At 50.0% G+C, this 20,343-nt stretch carries 24 protein-coding genes and 1 riboswitch; of the genes, 4 read left to right on the plus strand and 20 right to left on the minus strand.

Features of this window, described 5'->3' with window-relative positions:
• Nucleotides 1-37: 37 nt before the first annotated feature.
• The gene (gene ribE, locus DP091_RS02785; protein ID WP_113056966.1) at nucleotides 38-706 is read right to left on the minus strand and encodes a riboflavin synthase; all 669 of its coding nucleotides are present in this window, start codon (nucleotides 704-706) and stop codon (nucleotides 38-40) included.
• Nucleotides 707-729: 23 nt separating this feature from the next.
• A complete protein-coding gene (ribD, locus tag DP091_RS02790) occupies nucleotides 730-1,830 on the minus strand; it encodes a bifunctional diaminohydroxyphosphoribosylaminopyrimidine deaminase/5-amino-6-(5-phosphoribosylamino)uracil reductase RibD (protein WP_113056967.1) in 1,101 nt (366 codons plus the stop codon).
• 267 nt (nucleotides 1,831-2,097) lie between these two features.
• A riboswitch (FMN riboswitch) is annotated at nucleotides 2,098-2,281 on the minus strand.
• A 213-nt stretch (nucleotides 2,282-2,494) separates the two neighbouring features.
• On the opposite strand from ribD, the gene DP091_RS02795 reads away from it, so the two are divergent.
• Nucleotides 2,495-2,896 (plus strand): acyl-CoA thioesterase, encoded by a 402-nt coding sequence (locus DP091_RS02795; protein ID WP_113056968.1) that lies wholly within the window; start codon nucleotides 2,495-2,497, stop codon nucleotides 2,894-2,896.
• Between the two features lie 64 nt (nucleotides 2,897-2,960).
• Here DP091_RS02795 and DP091_RS02800 read toward each other — a convergent pair whose 3' ends face one another.
• The 16 genes from DP091_RS02800 to DP091_RS02875 form a co-directional block, all read right to left on the minus strand.
• Nucleotides 2,961-3,392, minus strand: coding sequence for a peptidylprolyl isomerase (locus DP091_RS02800; protein WP_009595227.1), 432 nt, complete (start codon nucleotides 3,390-3,392; stop codon nucleotides 2,961-2,963).
• 210 nt (nucleotides 3,393-3,602) lie between these two features.
• The gene (gene lysA, locus DP091_RS02805; RefSeq protein WP_113056969.1) at nucleotides 3,603-4,934 is read right to left on the minus strand and encodes a diaminopimelate decarboxylase; all 1,332 of its coding nucleotides are present in this window, start codon (nucleotides 4,932-4,934) and stop codon (nucleotides 3,603-3,605) included.
• Nucleotides 4,935-5,051: 117 nt separating this feature from the next.
• Nucleotides 5,052-6,686, minus strand: a complete 1,635-nt coding sequence (locus DP091_RS02810; RefSeq protein ID WP_113056970.1) for a spore germination protein — start codon at nucleotides 6,684-6,686, stop codon at nucleotides 5,052-5,054.
• A 23-nt stretch (nucleotides 6,687-6,709) separates the two neighbouring features.
• Nucleotides 6,710-7,138, minus strand: coding sequence for a stage V sporulation protein AB (locus tag DP091_RS02815; RefSeq protein ID WP_113056971.1), 429 nt, complete (start codon nucleotides 7,136-7,138; stop codon nucleotides 6,710-6,712).
• Nucleotides 7,135-7,779 (minus strand): stage V sporulation protein AA, encoded by a 645-nt coding sequence (locus tag DP091_RS02820; protein ID WP_113056972.1) that lies wholly within the window; start codon nucleotides 7,777-7,779, stop codon nucleotides 7,135-7,137. Before DP091_RS02820 ends, DP091_RS02815 begins: the two co-directional genes overlap by 4 nt.
• 182 nt (nucleotides 7,780-7,961) lie before the next feature.
• A complete protein-coding gene (sigF, locus tag DP091_RS02825; protein ID WP_006209412.1) occupies nucleotides 7,962-8,717 on the minus strand; it encodes an RNA polymerase sporulation sigma factor SigF in 756 nt (251 codons plus the stop codon).
• An 11-nt stretch (nucleotides 8,718-8,728) separates the two neighbouring features.
• Complete coding sequence (gene spoIIAB / locus DP091_RS02830) at nucleotides 8,729-9,187, minus strand: anti-sigma F factor (protein WP_071223888.1); 459 nt, start codon at nucleotides 9,185-9,187, stop codon at nucleotides 8,729-8,731.
• Nucleotides 9,184-9,537 (minus strand): anti-sigma F factor antagonist, encoded by a 354-nt coding sequence (gene spoIIAA, locus DP091_RS02835; protein ID WP_113056973.1) that lies wholly within the window; start codon nucleotides 9,535-9,537, stop codon nucleotides 9,184-9,186. Before spoIIAA ends, spoIIAB begins: the two co-directional genes overlap by 4 nt.
• Nucleotides 9,538-9,628: 91 nt before the next feature.
• The gene (locus DP091_RS02840; RefSeq protein WP_113056974.1) at nucleotides 9,629-10,819 is read right to left on the minus strand and encodes a D-alanyl-D-alanine carboxypeptidase family protein; all 1,191 of its coding nucleotides are present in this window, start codon (nucleotides 10,817-10,819) and stop codon (nucleotides 9,629-9,631) included.
• Nucleotides 10,820-11,129: 310 nt separating this feature from the next.
• On the minus strand, nucleotides 11,130-11,954 hold the full coding sequence (locus DP091_RS02845) for a purine-nucleoside phosphorylase (protein WP_113056975.1): 825 nt from the start codon (nucleotides 11,952-11,954) through the stop codon (nucleotides 11,130-11,132).
• A gap of 54 nt (nucleotides 11,955-12,008) precedes the next feature.
• Nucleotides 12,009-12,893, minus strand: a complete 885-nt coding sequence (locus DP091_RS02850; RefSeq protein WP_113056976.1) for a site-specific tyrosine recombinase — start codon at nucleotides 12,891-12,893, stop codon at nucleotides 12,009-12,011.
• A gap of 41 nt (nucleotides 12,894-12,934) precedes the next feature.
• Complete coding sequence (locus tag DP091_RS02855) at nucleotides 12,935-13,168, minus strand: YqzK family protein (protein ID WP_100536268.1); 234 nt, start codon at nucleotides 13,166-13,168, stop codon at nucleotides 12,935-12,937.
• A 336-nt stretch (nucleotides 13,169-13,504) separates the two neighbouring features.
• Nucleotides 13,505-13,969, minus strand: a complete 465-nt coding sequence (gene fur / locus DP091_RS02860) for a ferric iron uptake transcriptional regulator (protein WP_006209405.1) — start codon at nucleotides 13,967-13,969, stop codon at nucleotides 13,505-13,507.
• A 109-nt stretch (nucleotides 13,970-14,078) separates the two neighbouring features.
• Entirely contained in the window at nucleotides 14,079-14,702 is a 624-nt protein-coding gene (spoIIM, locus tag DP091_RS02865) for a stage II sporulation protein M (RefSeq protein ID WP_076320913.1), read from the minus strand.
• 86 nt (nucleotides 14,703-14,788) lie between these two features.
• On the minus strand, nucleotides 14,789-16,006 hold the full coding sequence (locus tag DP091_RS02870; protein ID WP_113056977.1) for an endonuclease Q family protein: 1,218 nt from the start codon (nucleotides 16,004-16,006) through the stop codon (nucleotides 14,789-14,791).
• Between the two features lies 1 nt (nucleotide 16,007).
• On the minus strand, nucleotides 16,008-16,589 hold the full coding sequence (locus tag DP091_RS02875) for an NUDIX domain-containing protein (protein WP_113056978.1): 582 nt from the start codon (nucleotides 16,587-16,589) through the stop codon (nucleotides 16,008-16,010).
• 94 nt (nucleotides 16,590-16,683) lie between these two features.
• Between DP091_RS02875 and mciZ the strand changes: the two genes are divergently transcribed.
• Nucleotides 16,684-16,848: a Z-ring formation inhibitor MciZ gene (gene mciZ, locus DP091_RS02880; RefSeq protein ID WP_113056979.1), complete on the plus strand. Its 165-nt coding sequence runs from the start codon at nucleotides 16,684-16,686 to the stop codon at nucleotides 16,846-16,848.
• A gap of 87 nt (nucleotides 16,849-16,935) precedes the next feature.
• Nucleotides 16,936-18,147, plus strand: a complete 1,212-nt coding sequence (locus tag DP091_RS02885) for a tetratricopeptide repeat protein (RefSeq protein ID WP_113056980.1) — start codon at nucleotides 16,936-16,938, stop codon at nucleotides 18,145-18,147.
• 78 nt (nucleotides 18,148-18,225) lie between these two features.
• Here the strand turns inward: DP091_RS02885 and DP091_RS02890 are convergent, their stop codons facing one another.
• The gene (locus DP091_RS02890) at nucleotides 18,226-19,356 is read right to left on the minus strand and encodes a tripeptidase T (RefSeq protein ID WP_113056981.1); all 1,131 of its coding nucleotides are present in this window, start codon (nucleotides 19,354-19,356) and stop codon (nucleotides 18,226-18,228) included.
• Between the two features lie 114 nt (nucleotides 19,357-19,470).
• On the opposite strand from DP091_RS02890, the gene prli42 reads away from it, so the two are divergent.
• Nucleotides 19,471-19,572 carry a stressosome-associated protein Prli42 gene (prli42, locus tag DP091_RS02895; RefSeq protein ID WP_015734477.1) on the plus strand — a complete coding sequence of 34 codons (102 nt, stop codon included), beginning with the start codon at nucleotides 19,471-19,473 and terminating at the stop codon, nucleotides 19,570-19,572.
• Between the two features lie 26 nt (nucleotides 19,573-19,598).
• Here prli42 and lipB read toward each other — a convergent pair whose 3' ends face one another.
• Nucleotides 19,599-20,279, minus strand: coding sequence for a lipoyl(octanoyl) transferase LipB (gene lipB, locus DP091_RS02900; RefSeq protein ID WP_113056982.1), 681 nt, complete (start codon nucleotides 20,277-20,279; stop codon nucleotides 19,599-19,601).
• Nucleotides 20,280-20,343: the final 64 nt, after the last annotated feature.

The following is a 20,343-nucleotide window of genomic DNA, read 5'->3' on the forward strand; positions in this document are numbered from 1 at the left end:
CTTCTTCCTCATGGAGACTCTATGTGAATCACCCAGCTTAGGCAAATCCGTGTTCCGCAAGATAATCCCTGCTGATCCCCGGTTTTGCCCCACCTTTGCTGCCGGCCCCTTCTGAGCCGTAATGCAGCAGGTGATCTACATATTTCCCTAAAATGTCGCATTCGATATTAATCGTATCGCCTGCTTTTTTATAAGCCAGCACCGTCTCCGCCAGCGTATGGGGGATGATGGATACCGTAAAGGAGGAATCTGTCGTTTTGACAACGGTCAAGCTGATTCCATCCAGGGTAACGGAGCCTTTCGGAATGATATATTTGAATATGTCCCCATTCGCGGGCGCAATCTCGTATACCACGGCATTCTGATCTGCCAGCACGCTGCGAATGACGCCGACGCCATCCACATGCCCCTGAACGATATGGCCTCCAAATCTGCCTCCGGCCGCCATCGCCCGTTCCAGATTCACCTTTCCACCTGGCTGCAGTTCCTTAAGATTGGTATTTCTATAGGTTTCCGGCATCACGTCCACCGTAAATATACCTTTGTCAATGGTTGTAGCTGTCAAGCAAACGCCATTAACGGATACGCTGTCCCCCAGCTTTAAATCATCCATAATCCGGCTCGCGGAAATGCTCAGCAGCATGGCTTCGCCCTTCCGTCCGATCCGCCTCATCTCGCCGATCTCCTCAACCAATCCAGTAAACACAGGTTTCCCTCCTTTCTTTCTCCTTATTTCCAGACCGGAATCCCGGTGACGTAAATATTGTCGCCAAGTCTTTCGGTCTCAAGTCCTGTCAGCTGAATCGCTTGATTCATCTGCTCATACCCGCTGAACATGTAATTTCCCGGGGAATCGTATCCACCAATAATCTTAGGGGCGATGAACTGGATGAGCCGATCCACCAGCTTCTGTTCCAGCATTGAGCCATTCAGCGTGCCCCCACCTTCCAGTAAAATGGAGGCAATCCCCTTTTGCCCCAGCTTCACCAGTGCAGTCTTCAGATCCACACGAGGTCCTGGCCCGCAGGGGATAACCTGAACTCTTTGCTCTTCCAGCACGGACCGCTTCTTCTCATCCGCCTGCTCCGTCGTCAAGATCCACGTCGGCGCCAAACCGTCTGTCACGACATGGCTGTCGAGCGGGATTCGCAAGCTGGAATCCACAATGATCCTAACCGGATGCAAGCCTTCCACGCCAAGTCTTGTCGTCAGGCTTGGATTATCCGCGATTACGGTAGACACGCCTACCATGATGCCCTGGTGACGATGACGCAGCGTATGCACAAGCTCTCTTGATTCCTCATTGGATATCCACTTGCTATCACCGGTTTTTGAAGCGATCTTGCCGTCCAGCGTGCTGGCTGTCTTTAACGTTACGAAGGGCTGACCCGTCGTAATGAATTTAATGAAGGCTTCGTTCAAGCGAAGAGCACGTTCCTTAAGGACACCGATCTCAACCCGGATTCCCGCTGCGCGCAGCATTTGGATCCCATTGCCCGCAACGAGAGGATTGGGGTCCTCGCAAGCAACAACCACTCGCTGAACACCCTCGGCAATCAGCCTCTCGCTGCATGGCGGCGTCGCACCGTAGTGACTGCAGGGCTCCAGTGTTACGTACACCGTACTGCCAGCTGCCTTGGTGCCAGCCATATTCAGGGCATGAACTTCAGCGTGCGGTGTTCCGCGCTCCAGATGTGTTCCCACCCCTGCAAGTGCGCCATCCTTAACGACGACACACCCCACAACCGGATTAATCCCGGTTTGGCCCTGAGCACGTTCTGCCAGGTCCAGCGCAAGTGACATATAGAATTCATCGTTGACGATATCCAAGCTAAACATGCCCCTTTCTGAACGTTCACACAAAAAAGCCCTGCCAAAGATTCGGGGAATCCTTAACAGGGCTTGATGGAAGTTACTAATCGACACGCTGAATAACCGTTATGGTCGCAGGTTTTGCCTATAACAAACGATCCAAATCCGTTACCGGCGACATCATATCATCGCAAGCACAGGCTTGAATTGCATGTGAAAACCTGCACATAACGCATATCGCGTTGTGTGCACAGACACAAATAGCACATGTTGCTTATGTGTCTTTCACTCCTTCTCCCATCCAGACTATACTGTCGGTCCCGGATTTTCACCAGGTCCACCGCATACGGTGTGTAACAACACACGCATATCCGGGTCACGGACTAAGACGCAGCCACCTGCTTTCTAAAGCTCAATCGCTGCGTTCATCACCGCCGGTAGGGAATTTCACCCTGCCCCGAAGGATTAAACATATGATATTGTTTGATCTTATGAAGAATCTTATCACCACCTTTTGAAAAATGCAAGAAAAACAACTAACTTTTTTAAAGTCTATAACTTAATACCAATATGTAGAAGGAGAATTCTCCCCGAAGGGAGAACATTTAAATAAGTTAAGCACGGGATATGATGCAGAGGATAAACACAGGACTTGATACAGCTGAAAAGGAGCGCGATCACGATGAAAACATCGCTGGACATTGTCGTCCGTCCTACGGAAATCGACGTCAACGGACATGTAAATAACGCCAAATACCTGGAATATCTGGAGTGGGGGCGTGAGGAATGGTACGAAGCAGGGAATCTTCAATATGACCTATTGAAACGGCTCGGCGTCCAAACCGTTACCGTCAATATCAATATTAATTATCGCAAGGAGTGCGCCCAGGGCGAACGTCTGACGATCGTAACCGAACCGCATGCTGTAGGTCGTACGAGTTATGTCCTGATACAGACGATATACAACGAACAGGGAGAGCTGTGCGCGGATGCCGCCGTCACCAGTGTGGCGATGGATGTACATACTCGAAAAAGCCGGCCAGTACCGGAGGAGCTCCGCCAATTATTCCCTGATCCTGCGTAACCCCTCTCCGGAATATTAAAAACAGGCTCACCCTTTCGGGTGAGCCTGTCCTGAACAGAAATGTTTACGCTTCGTATACTTCCACTTTTTCCATTTTGTCGCGGCCTTTGAATGCATCCACGTACTCCATGCCCTCTACAACTTTACCGAACACCGTATGTTGTCCGTCCAAATGCGGCTGCGGCTCGTAGCATACATAGAACTGGCTTCCGCCGGTGTTGCGGCCGGCATGCGCCATAGCTAAGCTTCCACGCTCATGCTTGTTAGGATTGATCTCGCAGTTGATGGTATAGCCAGGACCGCCGGTTCCCGTTCCCTGTGGGCAGCCGCCTTGAGCAACGAACCCAGGGATTACACGGTGAAATACAAGACCGTTATAAAAACCGGAGTTCGCCAATTTCTCAAAATTAGCTACCGTATTCGGTGCATCATTCTCGAACAGATCAAGCACTACCTCTTTGCCGTTCTCTAATGTGATCTTCGCTTTTTTAGCCATATGTGTTATCTCCTTCCGTTATTAGAACGTTTTTTCGATTTTTTTACAATGCATTCTATAGTTTACTATGAATTGAGCTTCGAAGCAAAACGATCTTGTCCCCTGTTCGCACATCACATATCAAGACCAAGGCAAACCAAAGAGCCCTGACCGCAGCCGGAGGCATTGGTGGGCCCTCTTTGGTTTTAGAGCCGTAAAACAATCATCAGTTTAATTGGCCACGGTTTCTTTGGTTACACTTGCCGGTACCACATCATGGCTGATGATGTCCGCAAGCGACTCACGGCGTACGACCAGCTTGCTCTGTCCGTCCTTCACGAACACGACCGCAGGTTTGCGGATTCGGTTGTAATTGCTAGCCATGGAATAGTTGTATGCGCCTGTGCAGGATACGGCCAGCAAATCGCCTGTTGCTACCTTCGGAAGCTCCAAGTCCCAGATGAGCATGTCTCCACTCTCACAGCACTTGCCGGCAATGGATACCGTTTCTTCCGGCTTCTCATTCGCCCGGTTCGCGAGCAGCGCTTCATATTTCGACTCGTACAGCGCCGGGCGCGGGTTGTCCGTCATTCCGCCGTCTACGGCAACGTATTTACGCACACCGGGAATATCCTTGCTTGTGCCCACCGTATACAGGGTGGTGCCTGCATCACCAACAATGCTCCGACCCGGTTCCACCCAAATTTCCGGAAGTTCGGAGCCAAGGCCCGCAAAATGGGTCTTCACGGCATCCGTGATCGCTTTTACATACTGGGATACTTGAAGCGGCGTATCGCCATCCACGTAACGGATACCGAAACCACCCCCAAGGTTCACAACCTTGAATACAACCCCCAAACCTTCTTTAACGGAAGCCGCGAATTCAGCTACGCGCTGAACAGCCATCTGAAAGCCTTCCACCTCAAAAATCTGGGAGCCGATATGGGAATGAATGCCCATCAGATGAATATTCGCTTGAGCCTCGGCAAGCTTCACCGCTTCATAAGCTGAGCCGTTGCCGATATCAAAGCCAAATTTCGAATCCGTTTGGCCTGTTGAGATATACTCATGCGTATGAGCCTCAACACCTGGTGTCACGCGAAGCAGAATGTTGACCTTCCGATTCTTCTCGGCAGCAATCGCTTGCAGCATATGCAGTTCAACTACGTTATCGACAACGAAACAGCCAATTTCCGCATCCAGCGCCATCTCAATTTCTTCCGGGGTTTTATTATTTCCGTGGAAATGAATCCGTTCTGCCGGGAATCCGGCCTCAAGTGCGGTGTACAGCTCTCCGTCTGATACGACGTCAAGCGACATACCTTCCTGTTCGGCCAATTGGCACATGGCCATCACACAAAACGCCTTACTTGCGTAGGCGACTTGGAACTTCAAGCCGGACGCCTTGAAGGCCTCGATGTATTCCCGGCAACGATTGCGAACCGACTGCTCATCTACAATATATAGTGGTGTTCCATATTGAGCTTTCAAAACGGATGTGTCACACCCGCCGATTTCCAAATGCCCCTGATCGTTAATCTTGCTTGTACCGTGTAAAAACATGCTTACAATTCCTCCGATCCATTGATTCAAAATAGGGTAATCGAATAATTGTTCACAGTATAGCAGACAACGGAAGGTAATCAAAATGGATTTTTCAACACAACATTTGTGTTATTGTTATTGCTCGCCTCTGGGATTCATTTCAGAGCCCATTTTGGTGTTGTCGCGCGTTTTATTGTGGGCCGGGCGTCTTCTTGATAGAAGCAGCGGTTTGCGGAACAAAATTTCGCCCATCGCTTTTGCACTAAATGGTATAAATGGCCACAAGTAAGAGGAATTGTAGGAACGGTGTGTCGTCAGGAGCAGAATCAGAAGCGTCGTCCCGATGACAAAACCCTTCACCGCAAACAGGGCTGTTGCAAGCAGAAGGAGCAGCCTGACCATCCGGTTGGCAAGTCCAAGCTCATAACTCGGAGTTGCATACATCCCGATGGATGCGACCGCCATATACAAGACGACCTCGTTGACAAACAATCCGGTCTTAACCGCGATATCGCCGATCAAGATCGCGGCGATCAACCCCATCGCCGAAGCTAGCGGTGTCGGCGTATGAACGGCAGCCAAGCGGAGCAAATCCACACCGAATTCAACGATCAGAAATTGCAGGATAATCGGAATTTTAGCGTTCTCCTGCGGACCGATGATATCGAGTCCCGGCGGCTTCAGTTCAGGATGGACAACAAGCAGCATCCACAACGGGAGCAGGAACATGGATGCAAATATGCCAATAAAACGTATCCAGCGGAGATATGTCCCCATAAATGGGGTCTGGCGATTCTCCTCGGCATGCTGACAGAGATCCAAAAACGTGGTTGGCATGATCATCACGCTCGGTGAAGTATCTACCATGACAACAACTCGGCCTTCGAGCAGGTGGGAGGATACAACATCCGGCCGTTCCGAATATCGGACCAGCGGAAAAGGGTGCCAGCCTTTGTTCACGATTGCTTCTTCGAGCTGTTTATCTCCGAGAGGAAGCCCCTCTAAATCCACTTGCTTGATTTTATCCCGAATCGCCTCAACCTGGGTACGGTCCACGATGTCATCAATGAAAACCAGGCATACATCGGTTCTCGTCCGCCTTCCGACCTTCATGACCTCGACGTGAAGCCCCGGGTCACGAACCCGTCTTCGCACCAGGTTCACGTTGGTAACGAGTGTCTCCGTAAAACCATCTCTCGCGCCGCGAACGACACGTTCCACCGCAGGCTCTTCGAGCCCGCGCATGGGATATTTCCGGGTATCCAACAAGATGGCGGAATGCGCATCCTCAATGAACAGCGCACATATACCGGAGAGCACTTCGTTAATCACTTTGCTGAGCCTTGTATCCCGCTCCACTTGGACATGTGGAATATAGCGGGTCATCATCTCGGTAAGTGCCTGATTGCTCACATCCTCCGGTGTCAGATACGTCAGCCTTGTCAGTATATCCGTCACCAAGGCATCATTCGTGAAGCCGTTTAAGAAGAGAAGCCCCGCATTTCTGCCGGCAAAGTTCATCTCACGGAATACCACATCGAAAGAAACCCCAAGACCGATAACTTCCTTAAGCACTTTTTTCAGTTCACTCAGCTTTGCGGGGACATGGTCTGTTTGCTGCCAGTAGATGACGGATTCCTCGGTGCTGTTGGAAGTTTCAGCTTCCCTCTTCTCGGCCAGCTCCTGTTCCTCCAATGCTTTGATCTCCGATGGTGGAATAATCGGAATATCGGTCTCCCGTTCGCCGTTATATGTTGTTTTCTCGTCCATAACCTACCTCCTAGCCTTAACTATCACTTGCTGTAAACAAACCAGTCGAACAAAGAGCCCGCTACCTTGCCTGCGACCATAGCCATAAGAAGACCGAACAAATACCCCGTCAACCGGAGCCGCTTGGCCAGGATCGGCAATACATTCAACACTTCCGTCAATGCGGCTGCCAGCATGCCGATGAATATTCCGCACATCAATCCGATCACGGTACTCACAACAGGCCCCAATGGAACGGACCAATGCCAGAAATCGGCCACCGTGCCGATAAAGGATCCGGCAATTAAAGCCCCTTCATACCAATGGACCCGGCTGTAAGTCGCCGTCAGTTGGGACAGTCTCGGAATGATGTCCAGCACGATGATGAGCGCAATGACTCCGCCGCCGACGGCGATGCCCCCCGCTACGCCAAGAACACAGGTGAATATCCCTTGCAGGATGGATATCATCATGGTTCCTTACCTCTCGTATCCGCGCTGGCGTTCATTTTCCGGTATTCTTCGGCGACCACGAACTGATCCAGATTTTCCTGATAGAGGTACATTTCCACCTCGAGCGGGGTCGGTTCTTCATTCCATTTTTTCTTGAACAAATGATTGAAGAACACCGTCATTCCGAATCCGAGCCCGAGCGAGTATGCAATCTGGAACAAATAGGGATGCTCGTCTCTTTTCCCCGTCACCATCTCGACGATTCGGATCTGTACCTCGAGCATGTTGACGTCGGCATGGAAGTTCATAATGGTCAGCGCCGAACCGAAAAACAAAAGCAGCCAAATGAGCGGGAACCAGAATTTGGACCGCTTGCTCTCCGGACCAATAAGCTCCACCAGGGTATGATGGTTTCCCATCGGTTCAATATGGGCGCCAGGAATCAAGGCTTGAATCTTCGGGATAATTTGTATCAGATCCATGACAAGGCGGTTGCCATCGATATCCTTCGGCTGCGTAAGCGGCAGGACTCTAAGCCGTTTCTCCCATTCGGGATCGCAGACAATGAAGGCGACATCACCTAGTTTGACGGTCTGGTTTTTTGGTAACCGTATGCGGCTCCTTAGCTGCAGAAACACCGTCGGAGTGGGATTAACCTTCATCCGAAACACTCCTTTACTGCTAAATTACCGTTAGTATGGGAAAAGTCTCTCCTTTCTACTCGGATTTACCATACTTTCTTTATCCGCTCCATCAACAGGGAGGTTGTTGAAAAATGAAAAGACGCCGTCCCTTTAAGGGCGGCGTCATTTTGACAGTGCTTTAGAGTAACGGCTGCAAGCCGCTACTGCGCGATCTCGTTCCGTATGCTCTGCAATATTTTTTTCTCAAGTCGCGATACCTGTACTTGGGATATGCCCAGCCGGCTGGCAACTTCCGACTGCGTCTGATCCCGGTAATACCGCAGATATACAATGAGCCGCTCCCGTTCGGTCAAGCCGCCTATCGCTTCATTCAAGGCCAGCTTGTCGAACCATCGTTCCTGCGATTCATCAGCTATCTGATCCATTAGCGTTATGGGATCCCCGTCATTTTCAAATACGGTCTCATGAATCGAGGTTGGCGGTTTGTTCGCCTCTTGGGCAAACACCACTTCCTCGGGGGTTACCCCAAGCTCTTCGGCAACCTCTTTCACCGTTGGAAGCCGATCGAGCTGCTTGGACAGCTCGTCCCGCTTCTTCCTGACTTTGTTGGCCATTTCCTTAAGCGAGCGGCTGACCTTCAAGGTCCCGTCGTCCCTTAAGAAGCGCTGAATTTCTCCGATGATCATCGGTACGGCATAGGTCGAGAACTTTACGTCATAACTGAGATCGAACTTGTCCACGGATTTGAGGAGACCGATACAGCCGATCTGAAACAGATCATCAGGCTCATACCCCCGGTTCATAAACCGCTGAACGACAGACCAGACAAGACGAATATTACAGTTGACGAGCGTGTCTCGGGCGACATTATCCCCGCTTTGGCTAAGTGCAATGAGTCGTTTGACCTCCGCGTCGTCCAAATAAGTCTGCGAAGTTTTCTTCACATCGGCATCCATTTGTCCAACCCCTAATTATATAAAGCTTTCTTAGATTCGATCCTCTTTTTCATTTTGATCGACGTACCGCTGCCTGGTTCGCTGACCACTTCAAATTCGTCCATGAAATTTTCCATGATGGTGAATCCCATGCCGGATCGCTCCAGCTCAGGCTTTGATGTATAAAGCGGCTGTTTGGCCATCTCCAAGTCTTCGATCCCATGGCCGGAATCTTCAATGCACAGCGTGATCATATCCCCGTCAATGGAGGCTTCAATCTTGACAACCCCATCCGGATCACTATCGTAACCGTGGATAATGCTGTTTGTGACCGCTTCGGAGACTACCGTTTTCAGGTCACTCAGCTCATCCATGTTGGGATCCATCTGGGAGATGAACGCAGCCACGGCGACACGGGCAAAGGATTCGTTTTCCGACTTTGCGGCAAACTGCAGAGTCATAAAATTATGCTGTGCTTTTCCTTCACTCATGACACTACCTCCAAACCCGAGAGTGCCGTGCTCTCGTTCTCATATATCGGCATGATCTTGAACAGCCCTGACATTTCAAGCAAGCGGTAAACCTGCGGCTTGACATCGCATACCGCCATCTTTCCGCCTTTTTGCTTGATGAATTTATAGCGTCCCAGGATGACCCCAAGTCCCGAGCTGTCCATAAAGTCCAAGTCCTTTAAGCTCACCACCAAGTGCTCTGTTTGACGTCTCTGAATAGCTTCATCCAGCTGCATCCGGACAGAATCGGCCGTGTGATGATCCAGTTCCCCGGACAGACGGACGATCAGTACATGCCTGTGATGCTCCATATCAACATGCAGATTCATGTTTGCTCACTCTCCTCCCTGACATGAACAAAGATTTCTACATTTGAAAAAGACATTCCTGCATCCCGACAAAACTAGAAGAAAACTCCTATTAATCTACATGAAACAACTTGCCGGTTGTCCGTTTGAACAGCTTCCAGAATCCGGCCTTCTTCACCTCGACAGGAGATGTCAGCTCGAACTCCTTCACTACCCGATCACCTTGATATACCGTTAGCTTGCCGACAACTTGTCCGGCGGCTACCGGCGCCTTCACATTCGGGTCCATCTGAATTTCATGACGGATATCCGGGCTTTTTACGCCCTTCTTAACCAGCACGCTGTAATCTTTATCCGCTTGAATCGAAATCTCTGGCACGGTTCCCTTCTGGACCTTCACGATACCTAACACTTCACCCGGCTTATAGATGGAATGCATCGAATACTGGGAGAAGGCATAGTCAAACATGCGAGATACTTCATTATTCCGAGTCTTTGTATCCGGAGCCCCCATAACAACGGCAACAGCGCGCAGTCCGTCCCGCTTGGCTGTGGCCGATAAACAGAATTTGGCCTCTGATGTGTATCCGGTTTTCAATCCGTCAGCACCCGTGTAGAATCGAACCAGCTTGTTCGTGTTGACCAGCCAGAACGGTTTTTCTGAATCTTTACGTAAATAATCCTGATAGGCTCCCGTATATTTGGTGATCTGGTCATATTTCAGCAGCTCCCGGCTCATGACCGCAATGTCGTGGGCCGAAGTATAGTGATTCTCTGCGGGAAGTCCGTTGCAGTTCACAAAATGGGTATCCTTCATCCCCAGCTCGGCCGCTTTCTCGTTCATCAGCTTCACAAACGCTTCCTCTGAGCCGGCAATTTTCTCTGCCACCGCGACGGAGGCATCATTGCCTGATGCCATGGCAATGCCTTTGAGCATCTCATCCACCGTCATTTCTTCGCCGGGCTCCAGAAAGATCTGCGACCCGCCCATGGAGGCCGCATATTCGCTGGTACGCACCTTATCCGTCCATTGCAATTGTCCTTCATCGATGGCCTCCATCGTAAGCAGCATCGTCATGATCTTGGTGATGCTCGCCGGAGGCAGCTTATCATGGCTGTTTTTCTCGTAAATAATGGTTCCGGTATCCGCATCCAGCAATATAGCAGAACGAGCACCTGGTGCCAGTTCCTCTTGAGATGATCCTTCGCCGGGTTTGCTTTTTTCTTCTGCATAACTTGGTACAGCCGCACTGGACAACCCTACAAATAGAACCAGCAATCCAGCGATTAACGCTTTTTTCACTTCCATCCCCTCCTGACATTCGTAATGGCATCCCGAAAAATAACGGGTCTGCTATTCATTGTCGTCAGGATGAAAACAAATTATTCCAGTATTTTACGGAAATATTATCGCCTTGATCTTAAGGGAACACAGAATAACCCCACAAAGTGGAGCCTATCCTTCGATGCTTATTCCAAATACTTTGCGGGGACCCCAAACACGTATAAATGCGAATACAGAATGGTTCAGCTTCGCTGAAAACTTATAGCAAAAAGGCTGGACTCGACAGATATAAATCCGCCGGAGCCCAGCCCCTTGCTAAAATGGGTTATTACATTTTTGGGATAATGGCCATGACCAGCGCAAGGAATTTCTCCCGGACCTTCTCGGCAGTCTCCATAACCTCGTCATGGGATAGCGGCTGATCCAATATTCCGGCTGCCATGTTGCTGATGCAAGAGATGCCCAGCACTTCAAGACCGGCATGTCTGGCCACAATGACCTCAGACACCGTGGACATGCCAACCGCATCCGCGCCGAGCGTACGCAGCATGACGATCTCGGCAGGCGTTTCATAGGTTGGTCCGAGCAAACCTGCATAGACCCCTTCTCTCAGTGCAATGCCCTGACCCACCGCGACTTCTTTTGCCAATTGGCGAAGCTGACGGCTGTAAGCCTGGGACATATCCGGGAACCGGACGCCAAGCTTCGGATCATTCGGCCCGATCAGCGGATTGGTGCCTGTCATGTTCAGATGATCGGAGATCAGCATGAGGTCACCCGGCTCGAAGGACGTATTGATGCCGCCCGCCGCATTGGTAACCAGCAGACTTTTCACGCCCAGCTCTTTCATGACGCGCACCGGGAAAGCCGTCACTTCCGGACCATAACCTTCATACATATGGAAACGGCCCTTCATCAGAACGACAGGTCGATCGTGAATCGTACCCAGCAGCAGTTCTCCTTCATGGCCTTCTACTGTGGACACGGGAAAATGAGGAATGTCCGTGTACGGGATGGAAACCGGGTTCTCAATCAATTCTGCCAGTACGCCGAGTCCTGAACCCAAAATCAGGCCGACCTGGGGTTCGACACCCTTCTGCCCGCGTATGTATGCCGCTGCTTCCTTAATGCTTTGCTGATGATTTGAACTCATGTTCATACCTCTCCTAACTGAGAATAAGTTGTAGATCCTAGTCGAGCAGGTCCGCTAAGATCTCGGGTGATAATGATCATATACTTCTTTCATGCTTTTCTTGGTGGATTGATACATGCCGGTGGTGGATAATGCCGAGTGACCCAGCATCTCCTGAACCGAACGCAAGTCGGCGCCGTTCTGCAGCAAATGAATGGCAAACGAATGGCGAAGGGTATGCGGCGTAATCTCCTCATCGATATCGGCCAGCTTGCCATACTTTTTAATAATTTTCCAAAATCCCTGCCGTGTCAAGCGCGTACCGAGTGAATTCAGGAATAATGCATCCTCATTCGCATCACGAATCAGCTTGTCCCGCATGTCTTGCATATAAAAAGCCACGCTCCCGGCTGCGATCTGGGTAATTGGAAGAATTCGCTCCTTCCCTCCGGAAACGGCACAGCGCAAAAATCGCATCTCCATATTTATGTCATGCGTATTCAAATTCACCAATTCCGACACCTTAATACCTGAAGCATATAGCAGCTCCAGCATCGCTTTGTCCCGAGCCCCCTGAGGGGTGCCGGAATCCGGGGCCGACAGCAGCTTGTCCACCTGCTCAATGGTTAGCGACTTGGGCGGCTTCCGTTCCGGCTTCGGATTATCCAGCAGCTGGGTCGGATCTTGTCCTATAACGGCTTGACGCACCAAATATTGAAAAAAGGAACGCAAGGAAGCCGTGCAGCGAAGCTGGCTTGATGCCGCCTTGCCCTGCTGCCTCAGTCTTCCCATGTATAATCCAAGCATGGTGCGTGTAACTTCCTGCGGGTTGATAACGTCTCTTTCCGCTGCAAAAGCAATGAATCCTTGTAAGTCGGCCCGGTACGATTCAATCGTGCTCCGGGACAGTCCCTTCACGTCTTCCAGATAGGTTACATATTCGTCCAGATATTGTTTCATGATCTTTTGCTCCTATTCCCGTGTACCCGTTACAAGCACGATCACTCCCCATACCAGTAGTACAATCGCAGACGTTCCGCCGGCGAATAGCGGGAGTCCATGGTGCTTTCAGGCTGAAAAGCTTTAACCGCTTGACCGGAAGGCGCACGGTAAGGATCCACTGGGGTCAGCCAATCTCCCACCCAACCCAGCACGAAGTAAAAAAACATCGTCAGAACGGCGAACATCGTAATAAATCGGATCAGTGAGCCTATTTTTCGGATTGATATAATCACTGGCAGCGCCTCTCCTTCATCTTTGCTTGATCACCAAGTGAAAGTGGGTATTATAGGTATACTTCACGTAAATCCTATGATACAAGCTGCTGGATTATGACGCTTTCCTCTGATGTTCTTTAGTCATTGGACTTGGCGGTTAATGGGATAGAATAAAAAAAACGTCTTATCGACGTACATGGATGATGTAGAATGATAGATTGTTCTTGCGTGAACGATACGAACTCGTGCATGTTCCATATATATTTAGGTTACCATCTAAAAAACCCTCCCGGCTTACCGCCGTAGAGGGCTTGCCGTGATGGTCATCACTGCGGTTTGTTGAATGATATAAAATTATGATTTGTCCTGGTCATTCTTGCCCTTCTCTTTGCAACGGTAGCATATGCCATGGAAATCAAGCCGATGGTCATGAACGGTAAAGTTAAACTCTCGCTCTAACCGCTCTTCCAATGGACCGAGCCAATCCTCGCGTATCTCATCCATGCTTCCACATTGAGTACATATCAAATGATGATGGTGATGCTTCGAAGTATCCGTCCGCAAGTCATAACGGGCGACACCATCGCCAAAATTTATCTTCTCGACAACATGAAGCTCACTGAGCAGCTCTAGGGTACGGTACACGGTTGCCAGACCGATCTCCGGAGCCTTCTCTTTCACGAGCATAAATACATCCTCTGCGCTAAGGTGGTCGTCTTCATTTTCCAACAATACGCTTACCGTGGCTTCCCGTTGGGGCGTTAATTTGTATCCTTGGGATTGTAGCTGCTGCTTAATTTTGTCGATCCGCGCTTCCATCGTTTCCCTCCCCCTTGGAAATCACTGCACGTTATTGTTCGCTTCCTTCATTATAGGGGGATTTGACAAACAAAGTCAAACGGTTTTGCTTTATGGAAAAATTCGCGGATTATAGCAACATTGGTGTGACCCAGCGCATCATGGCCGGGGTTACCCAGGTTTCAAATGAAGCGACTCCAAGCGTTAACAGGACCATGAAAAAGGTCAGCATCGCATACGAGGCAAAGGGCTTTACCATGCTCCCGCCGCGATTCATAATAAACCGGTCCCTGATGATGTATAGGGAGAAGGTTATCGCCGCTACGCTGCACATCATGAGCACGGGGATGATAAGCAAATTTTGCGGCGCAATCGACACCAGGGCGAACAGCAAGCCTTTCCAGGAATACTGACCGACCAAGTAACCAACCGTAAACCCAATAAGCACTCCTTTTAAGAAGTCCAATATCAAAATTCCCGGAAGCCCGATGACGGACAATCCCAGAATCCATATCAATCCGATCCATTTCAGATGAAGGGCTGCGATGCTCCAGTAAGAAGACTGACTCATGGTTTCTCCACCGTCCTGCACGTTTACAAAAAAGTGGTTTAAATATCGGGCCATCTCCTGCTGCTGCTCCAATGAAAGTGCATTGACCATCAACGCTCCAAACAGGACGCCAACTAAAAACAAGACGCCCACGAACACATAGAGCATGGTCTGATCCTTAAAGGCTTGACGGAATGATTGCATAGAATAGAGTCTCCTTTCTGTGTCTCTACTCTACTCTATGACCATCATCCTTCTTGTATGACCTGCGATTGAAAGAGTTGATCGATTTAGCGGAGAACCTTCCCGTAAGAGCCTCCGCCGCCATCGGACAAGGACAATGTCCCGTTCCTAGCCATCACAATGCTGGCAGCGAGCCCTTCTCCGGCAACAGCGGCAAGCTCCGCTTCCGTAGCCTGGTGAAGAATTTTCATTTCGGTGCCGAAAGCCCCCAGCAGCTTCGACATCGCCGATTTGCCAAGGCCCGGGATGAACTCTAGCGGAACCTGATAGTGATATGCCGGCCGGCTTTTCGGTACCATGGGCTCCTTGCGATCAGCGATGTTCAGAATCCGATCAAACACGCCCTGCACCAGCTTGGTGCTCCCGCAGTAAGGACAGCGCACCCATTCATGAATATCGCTGCCCTCCTCCAGAATGCTGTCGCAGCCGCCGCAGTAAGTACGATGGTATTTTCCGAGTCTGGGATTAAGCCCGTAGTTCGCGCTGATTCTTCGACCGTTACTTGTTCCAAGCGCCTGCCGAAATTCGGTAAATGAAGGCTTCGCCATGTCGATCCGGTTGTATTCCCTGCCGATTTTCCCAAGCGAATGCGCATCCGAATTGGTCAGAAAGGAGTAGGCGTCCAGTTCGCTTATCCGCCCGGCCATCGAGGAATCGGCGCTGAGTCCAAGCTCTATTCCTGCAATCCCGTTCAGGTCCAGCACCTCGCTCATACGATCCGCCATGTTGCCGTACAGTCCCTTATGAGGCGTAAAGACGTGTGCAGGTATCAGCAGCCCGCCGCGATCCAAAACCTCCTGCTGGAGCTCACGAGGGCTGACATAGATGCGCTGCGAACTAAGCTGCACGTTCTTCATGTATTTTGCCATCCAGACAGAGAACTCCTGGATGGTGTTCAGGTCAGGGAAATAGGCCAGCACATGGGCTGCGCCACGGCCGCTTTCGCGAATTTCAATCTCGCTTCCAAGCAGGATCACCGTATCCTGATACGCGATTCCGCCTCCATCTATCTCCTGCATGACGCCGCTGTCCAAACATTGGACAATATCCTGCTGTACCGAAGGAGAATGGCAATCGATGATACCGATCATTTGGATGCCTTTGCGCTCCGAGGCCTCCACGGCTATATTCTCAAAGGTTAAATTGTTACTTGCGCTAATTTTCACAGCTTGTCCGCTGCTTGTGCGCCCTATGTGAATGTGCATGTCGCAGTAATAGGACTGAAGCTTCTCCCCGGTTGACATGTTCTTTTTAGGCTGCAGCATATCAGATCTTTCCTGTCAGGCTGTACATATTCCAGGCATAAACGGCGAGAATAGTCTTCGCATCGCTGATTCTTTCTTCTTGTATGAGTGAATACGCCTCTTCCAGCGAGATTTCCATCATCTCTATAAATTCATCCTCATCCGGGTTCATGTCGCCGCTGATCAGATCCTCCGCCAGGTACAAGTGAATGATCTCATCTGCAAACCCCGGGGAGGTATAGAAGGAATGCAGTTTGCGAATGGAACCGCACGAGTAACCCGTTTCTTCCTGTAATTCGCGCTTCGCCGCTTCAAGCGGATCTTCCCCCCGCTCCAGCTTGCCTGCAGGGATTTCAACCTCACAGCGCCCAAGCGGCTGACGAAATTGATTGACGGCCAACATTTTGTCGCCTTTTAAGGCAAGCACCGCTACTGCGCCGGGATGTCTGACAACTTCACGTTTCGCGGTCCCCCCATTTGGCAGCTTCACCGTATCGACCTGCAGTGAAATAATCTTCCCTTCAAAAATCGATTCGGTAGACAGGGTGGTTTCTTCCAGCAATTTATCCGAGGCTTCTCGGTTCTTACTGCCGATATCGCTCACAAAATGACCTCCTTTGTTTAAAAACGGCATGTCTGACCATGCTATTGCATAAGGTGTATTATATCAAAATTTACAAGAAAGAAGGAACCTGCCCATGAAAAGCTACAAAGGGGATCATTCCGTACATATGGTAGGACACGCCTGGCAGATACGGATCATGCTGAAGCAGTGGCAACAGCAATGGGGCTCGGAAACGAAAATGATGGATATAATTTCTAAGTCTTCTAAAAATATTTACGAAAACAAGGAGTGGAATTAGGTCTAACGACCTGATTTTCGACTTTTTTCGTATACGGACCATGACCTTTACACCTATAAGGGTGTTATAACATTGGGAGGCTTCGACATGCGACATATACCTAATATTGAAACCGAACCAATTACTAATCCACCTTCAACTGAATATGAACGCGGTAAGTGGTACAAAAGACGCGGGTATCTTGAAAAGGCGTTGAAAAGCTTCAAGGAAGCTGCGCAATCCGCCCCAACCGACAAATCGAGCCCGGGATGGAAGGAAGTTGATCTAAGCTGGCTCGAATACGGGTTATTGAGCATGCGGATGCGTTCCTTCGGCAAATCGGAGGAAGCTTTCAGAACCGTCGTACAGCATTCCGGTACCTACGTCCAAGAGGCTCTGAACCAGTGGGCTTCACTCCTGCACATGCAGGGGATGACAGACCACACGATTTGTGAACGGCTCCTAGGCGAAACGAGGAGTTTTCCGGCTTCCAACATCATGGTTGGCAGATCGCTATTCTACATCGGAGCTTATCCGGAAGCTGCCCATTGTTTTGCTAAACAGGGGAGTTTATATCCAGATACCTGTATCCAGTATGTGGCTTGCCTGATCATGACGGGTCAAGTATCTGATGCCAAGCAGCTCATCGACAGTTACCTTCGCGATTCGACTCACCACCTGCGCGAACTGCCTCGTCCAAGAACGTCGGAAGGGGCTCAACTATCCAGAATCAGGCAGCTCTGCGAGTGGAACATAAACCATTCGATCCCTGACCGATTTATCGCCATGTCGGATACTTTAGAATTAGCACGCGCTGCCGTTTCGCTTAATATGATATCCATAGCCGAACATCTGCTTTCCCATAGCGGGGAGCATGCTTATTATGCTCTGATCTGTTTTCTTTATGATGAAGGCTACAGAGGACTCGCAATTTCAAAATTAAACCAATTGGAAGCGCTGCCGCTTCAAGAGCAGGACAGCCATTGTATGAAAGTATGCTTTATAGCGGCAGAGCATTTATATGATCAAGGAAGATATGATGAGGCCGCATCCCTGTTCGAGCAGCTTAGAGCCGCTTATCCTGGGCGTACAGAGATACGATTCGGCGAAGCTGCTTGTTATCTGCAGTCAGCCTTGATCTCCCTCTCAGCCCGCCTTGAGGAACAGTATTCCTCGGCAGTGGCGAGGAAAGAAATTGAACAATACCTGGACAACATCAATGCCGCATTGCATGTGGTCGAGAACTCGAACTGGCATACCGCTTGGTCGCCTGCCCAAAAAAGACGCGAGAACCACTCGCCCATGGCAACCTTGAATTAATAGACATATCCAAAAGCCCGCAGGGACGATAAATGTCCACCGCGGGCTTTATACATTTTCTTCAAGTCTGATAATCGACTAAGCCTTAGCCGTTTCCTGGATGATCCCCACAACGATCTGCGCCGCCTTGACCAAATCTGCAGCTTGAATGCGCTCCTGGGTCGTATGAATATCTTGATATCCAATCGCCAAATTGACGGTTGGAATTCCAAGACCGTTAAAAATGTTGGCGTCACTGCCGCCTCCGGAGCGAAACGTGCGGGTGGGCAAGCCCAAACCGCCGATGGCACGCTGCGCAAGCTGAACGACCTCATCGTGTTCATTAAAACTGAAAGCCGGGTAGACAATCTCGCTAATGAACTCACAATTGGCATTGTACTCCCGCACGGTAGTTTCAAGCGCTTCACGCATATCATTCACTTGCTTATCCACTTTTTCTTGGACGATACTGCGTGCCTCAGCATCAATCTGAACATGGTCACAGACGATGTTGGTTGCGCCTCCACCCTGGAACTTGCCGATATTTGCCGTGGTTTCTTTGTCGATGCGTCCCAGCTTCATTTTGGATATCGCTTTGGAAGCGACTTGAATGGCACTGATTCCATCCTCCGGATTCACTCCGGCGTGAGCCGATTTGCCCTTGATAATCATTTTGATTTTCGCTTGGGTCGGTGCGGCAACTGCAATGGAGCCTAACTCCCCGTTGGAATCCAGGGCAAAGCCGAGATCCGCATCCAAAACATCTGGGTCAAGCGCCCGCGCTCCCACCAAACCCGATTCCTCACCTACCGTAATGACAAACTGGACTTGTCCGTGAGGAATGTTATTCTCCCGGATAACCCGAATACCTTCCAGCAATGCGGCGATGCCTGCTTTGTCATCCGCCCCGAGGATAGTCGTACCATCACTTCGAATCCAGCCATCATCACCCAAGGTCGGCTTAATGCCTTTACCCGGTGTTACGGTATCCATATGGCAGGTGAATAGCAGTTTAGGCGCTTGCGAGACCGCCTCGTCCGCTTTCCAGGTAATAATCAGATTTCCTGCTCCGTGCCCGGTCTTCTCCTTGGCATCATCTTCGATGACGTCAAAACCAAGACCGGAAAATTTATGTTTGAGAACTTTGGAGATCTCTTCTTCATGCTTGGTTTCACTATCGACCTGAACCAGTTCCATAAACTCTTGGATGATACGCTCTTCTGAGATCACTGGACTTCCCTCTCTTTCGCAGATACGATACAATGTCTTTATAACTATTATCACAATGAAGTGATGCTGCTGCATGTATGTTCATCATTAAACCTATTTCAAAGGAGTTACACAATGCAACGTAAAAAGTGGTTTCGAATTGTTATCTATCTCATGCTGATTGCCATGGTCGGATCAACGCTGCTGGTTATCCTTGAGCCATTGTTCCTTCGCTGACACCCTGCATTTACGAGCGCCTGCTGTCACAACCAACGAGCCTCATATGGAAATACCCGGGTGAAGAAAGGCACGATCTCCCGGGCTACTTCCTCTACTTCAAAAACCCGCCCCGTACAGTCTTCCAATGACGTTACACCGTATTCCTGTATTCCGCACGGAATGATTCCCGCGAATCCCGCGTCTGCGATCCCGGATTTAATATTAAACGCAAAACCATGACTCGTCACAAACCCGCGATGCTGGCGGGCTTTATTGAATTTAACGCCGATGGCGCAAATTTTCAAATCCCCTACCCATACCCCGGTGTACTCGGGTTTGCGGCCGGCTTCGATGTTGTATGATGCCAAGTAATCGATGATGACCTGTTCCACATCGCGCAGAAATCCGTGCAGATTCAAATTCTTGCCGCCGTCCAGCAGTAACAGCGGATACCCGACAAGCTGTCCAGGACCATGATATGTAATGTCGCCGCCACGATCGATTTCAAACAAGCCGATGCCCTGCTGTTCCAATTCCTCTTTGCTTAGGAGCAAGTGCTCCGGATGACGCTGCGACCCCATGGTATAGGTCGGAGGATGCTGAAGAAGCATCAAGCATTCATGCTGCTCCCCCAGATCGATGGCGGAAACATGTTGTTTCTGAAGCTCCCAAGCCTTGCCATAATCTAAAACCGGCGTATACGATACATCTAACGGTTTATTCATGTGCTAACGCCTTCTTTCATAGGGTTCCAACTAACCAATGATTGCTCCTGTAATTGACTTTGGT

This window comes from Paenibacillus sp. MDMC362 (assembly GCF_003269305.1).
In the GTDB taxonomy this organism is placed as follows: domain Bacteria; phylum Bacillota; class Bacilli; order Paenibacillales; family Paenibacillaceae; genus Paenibacillus_AQ.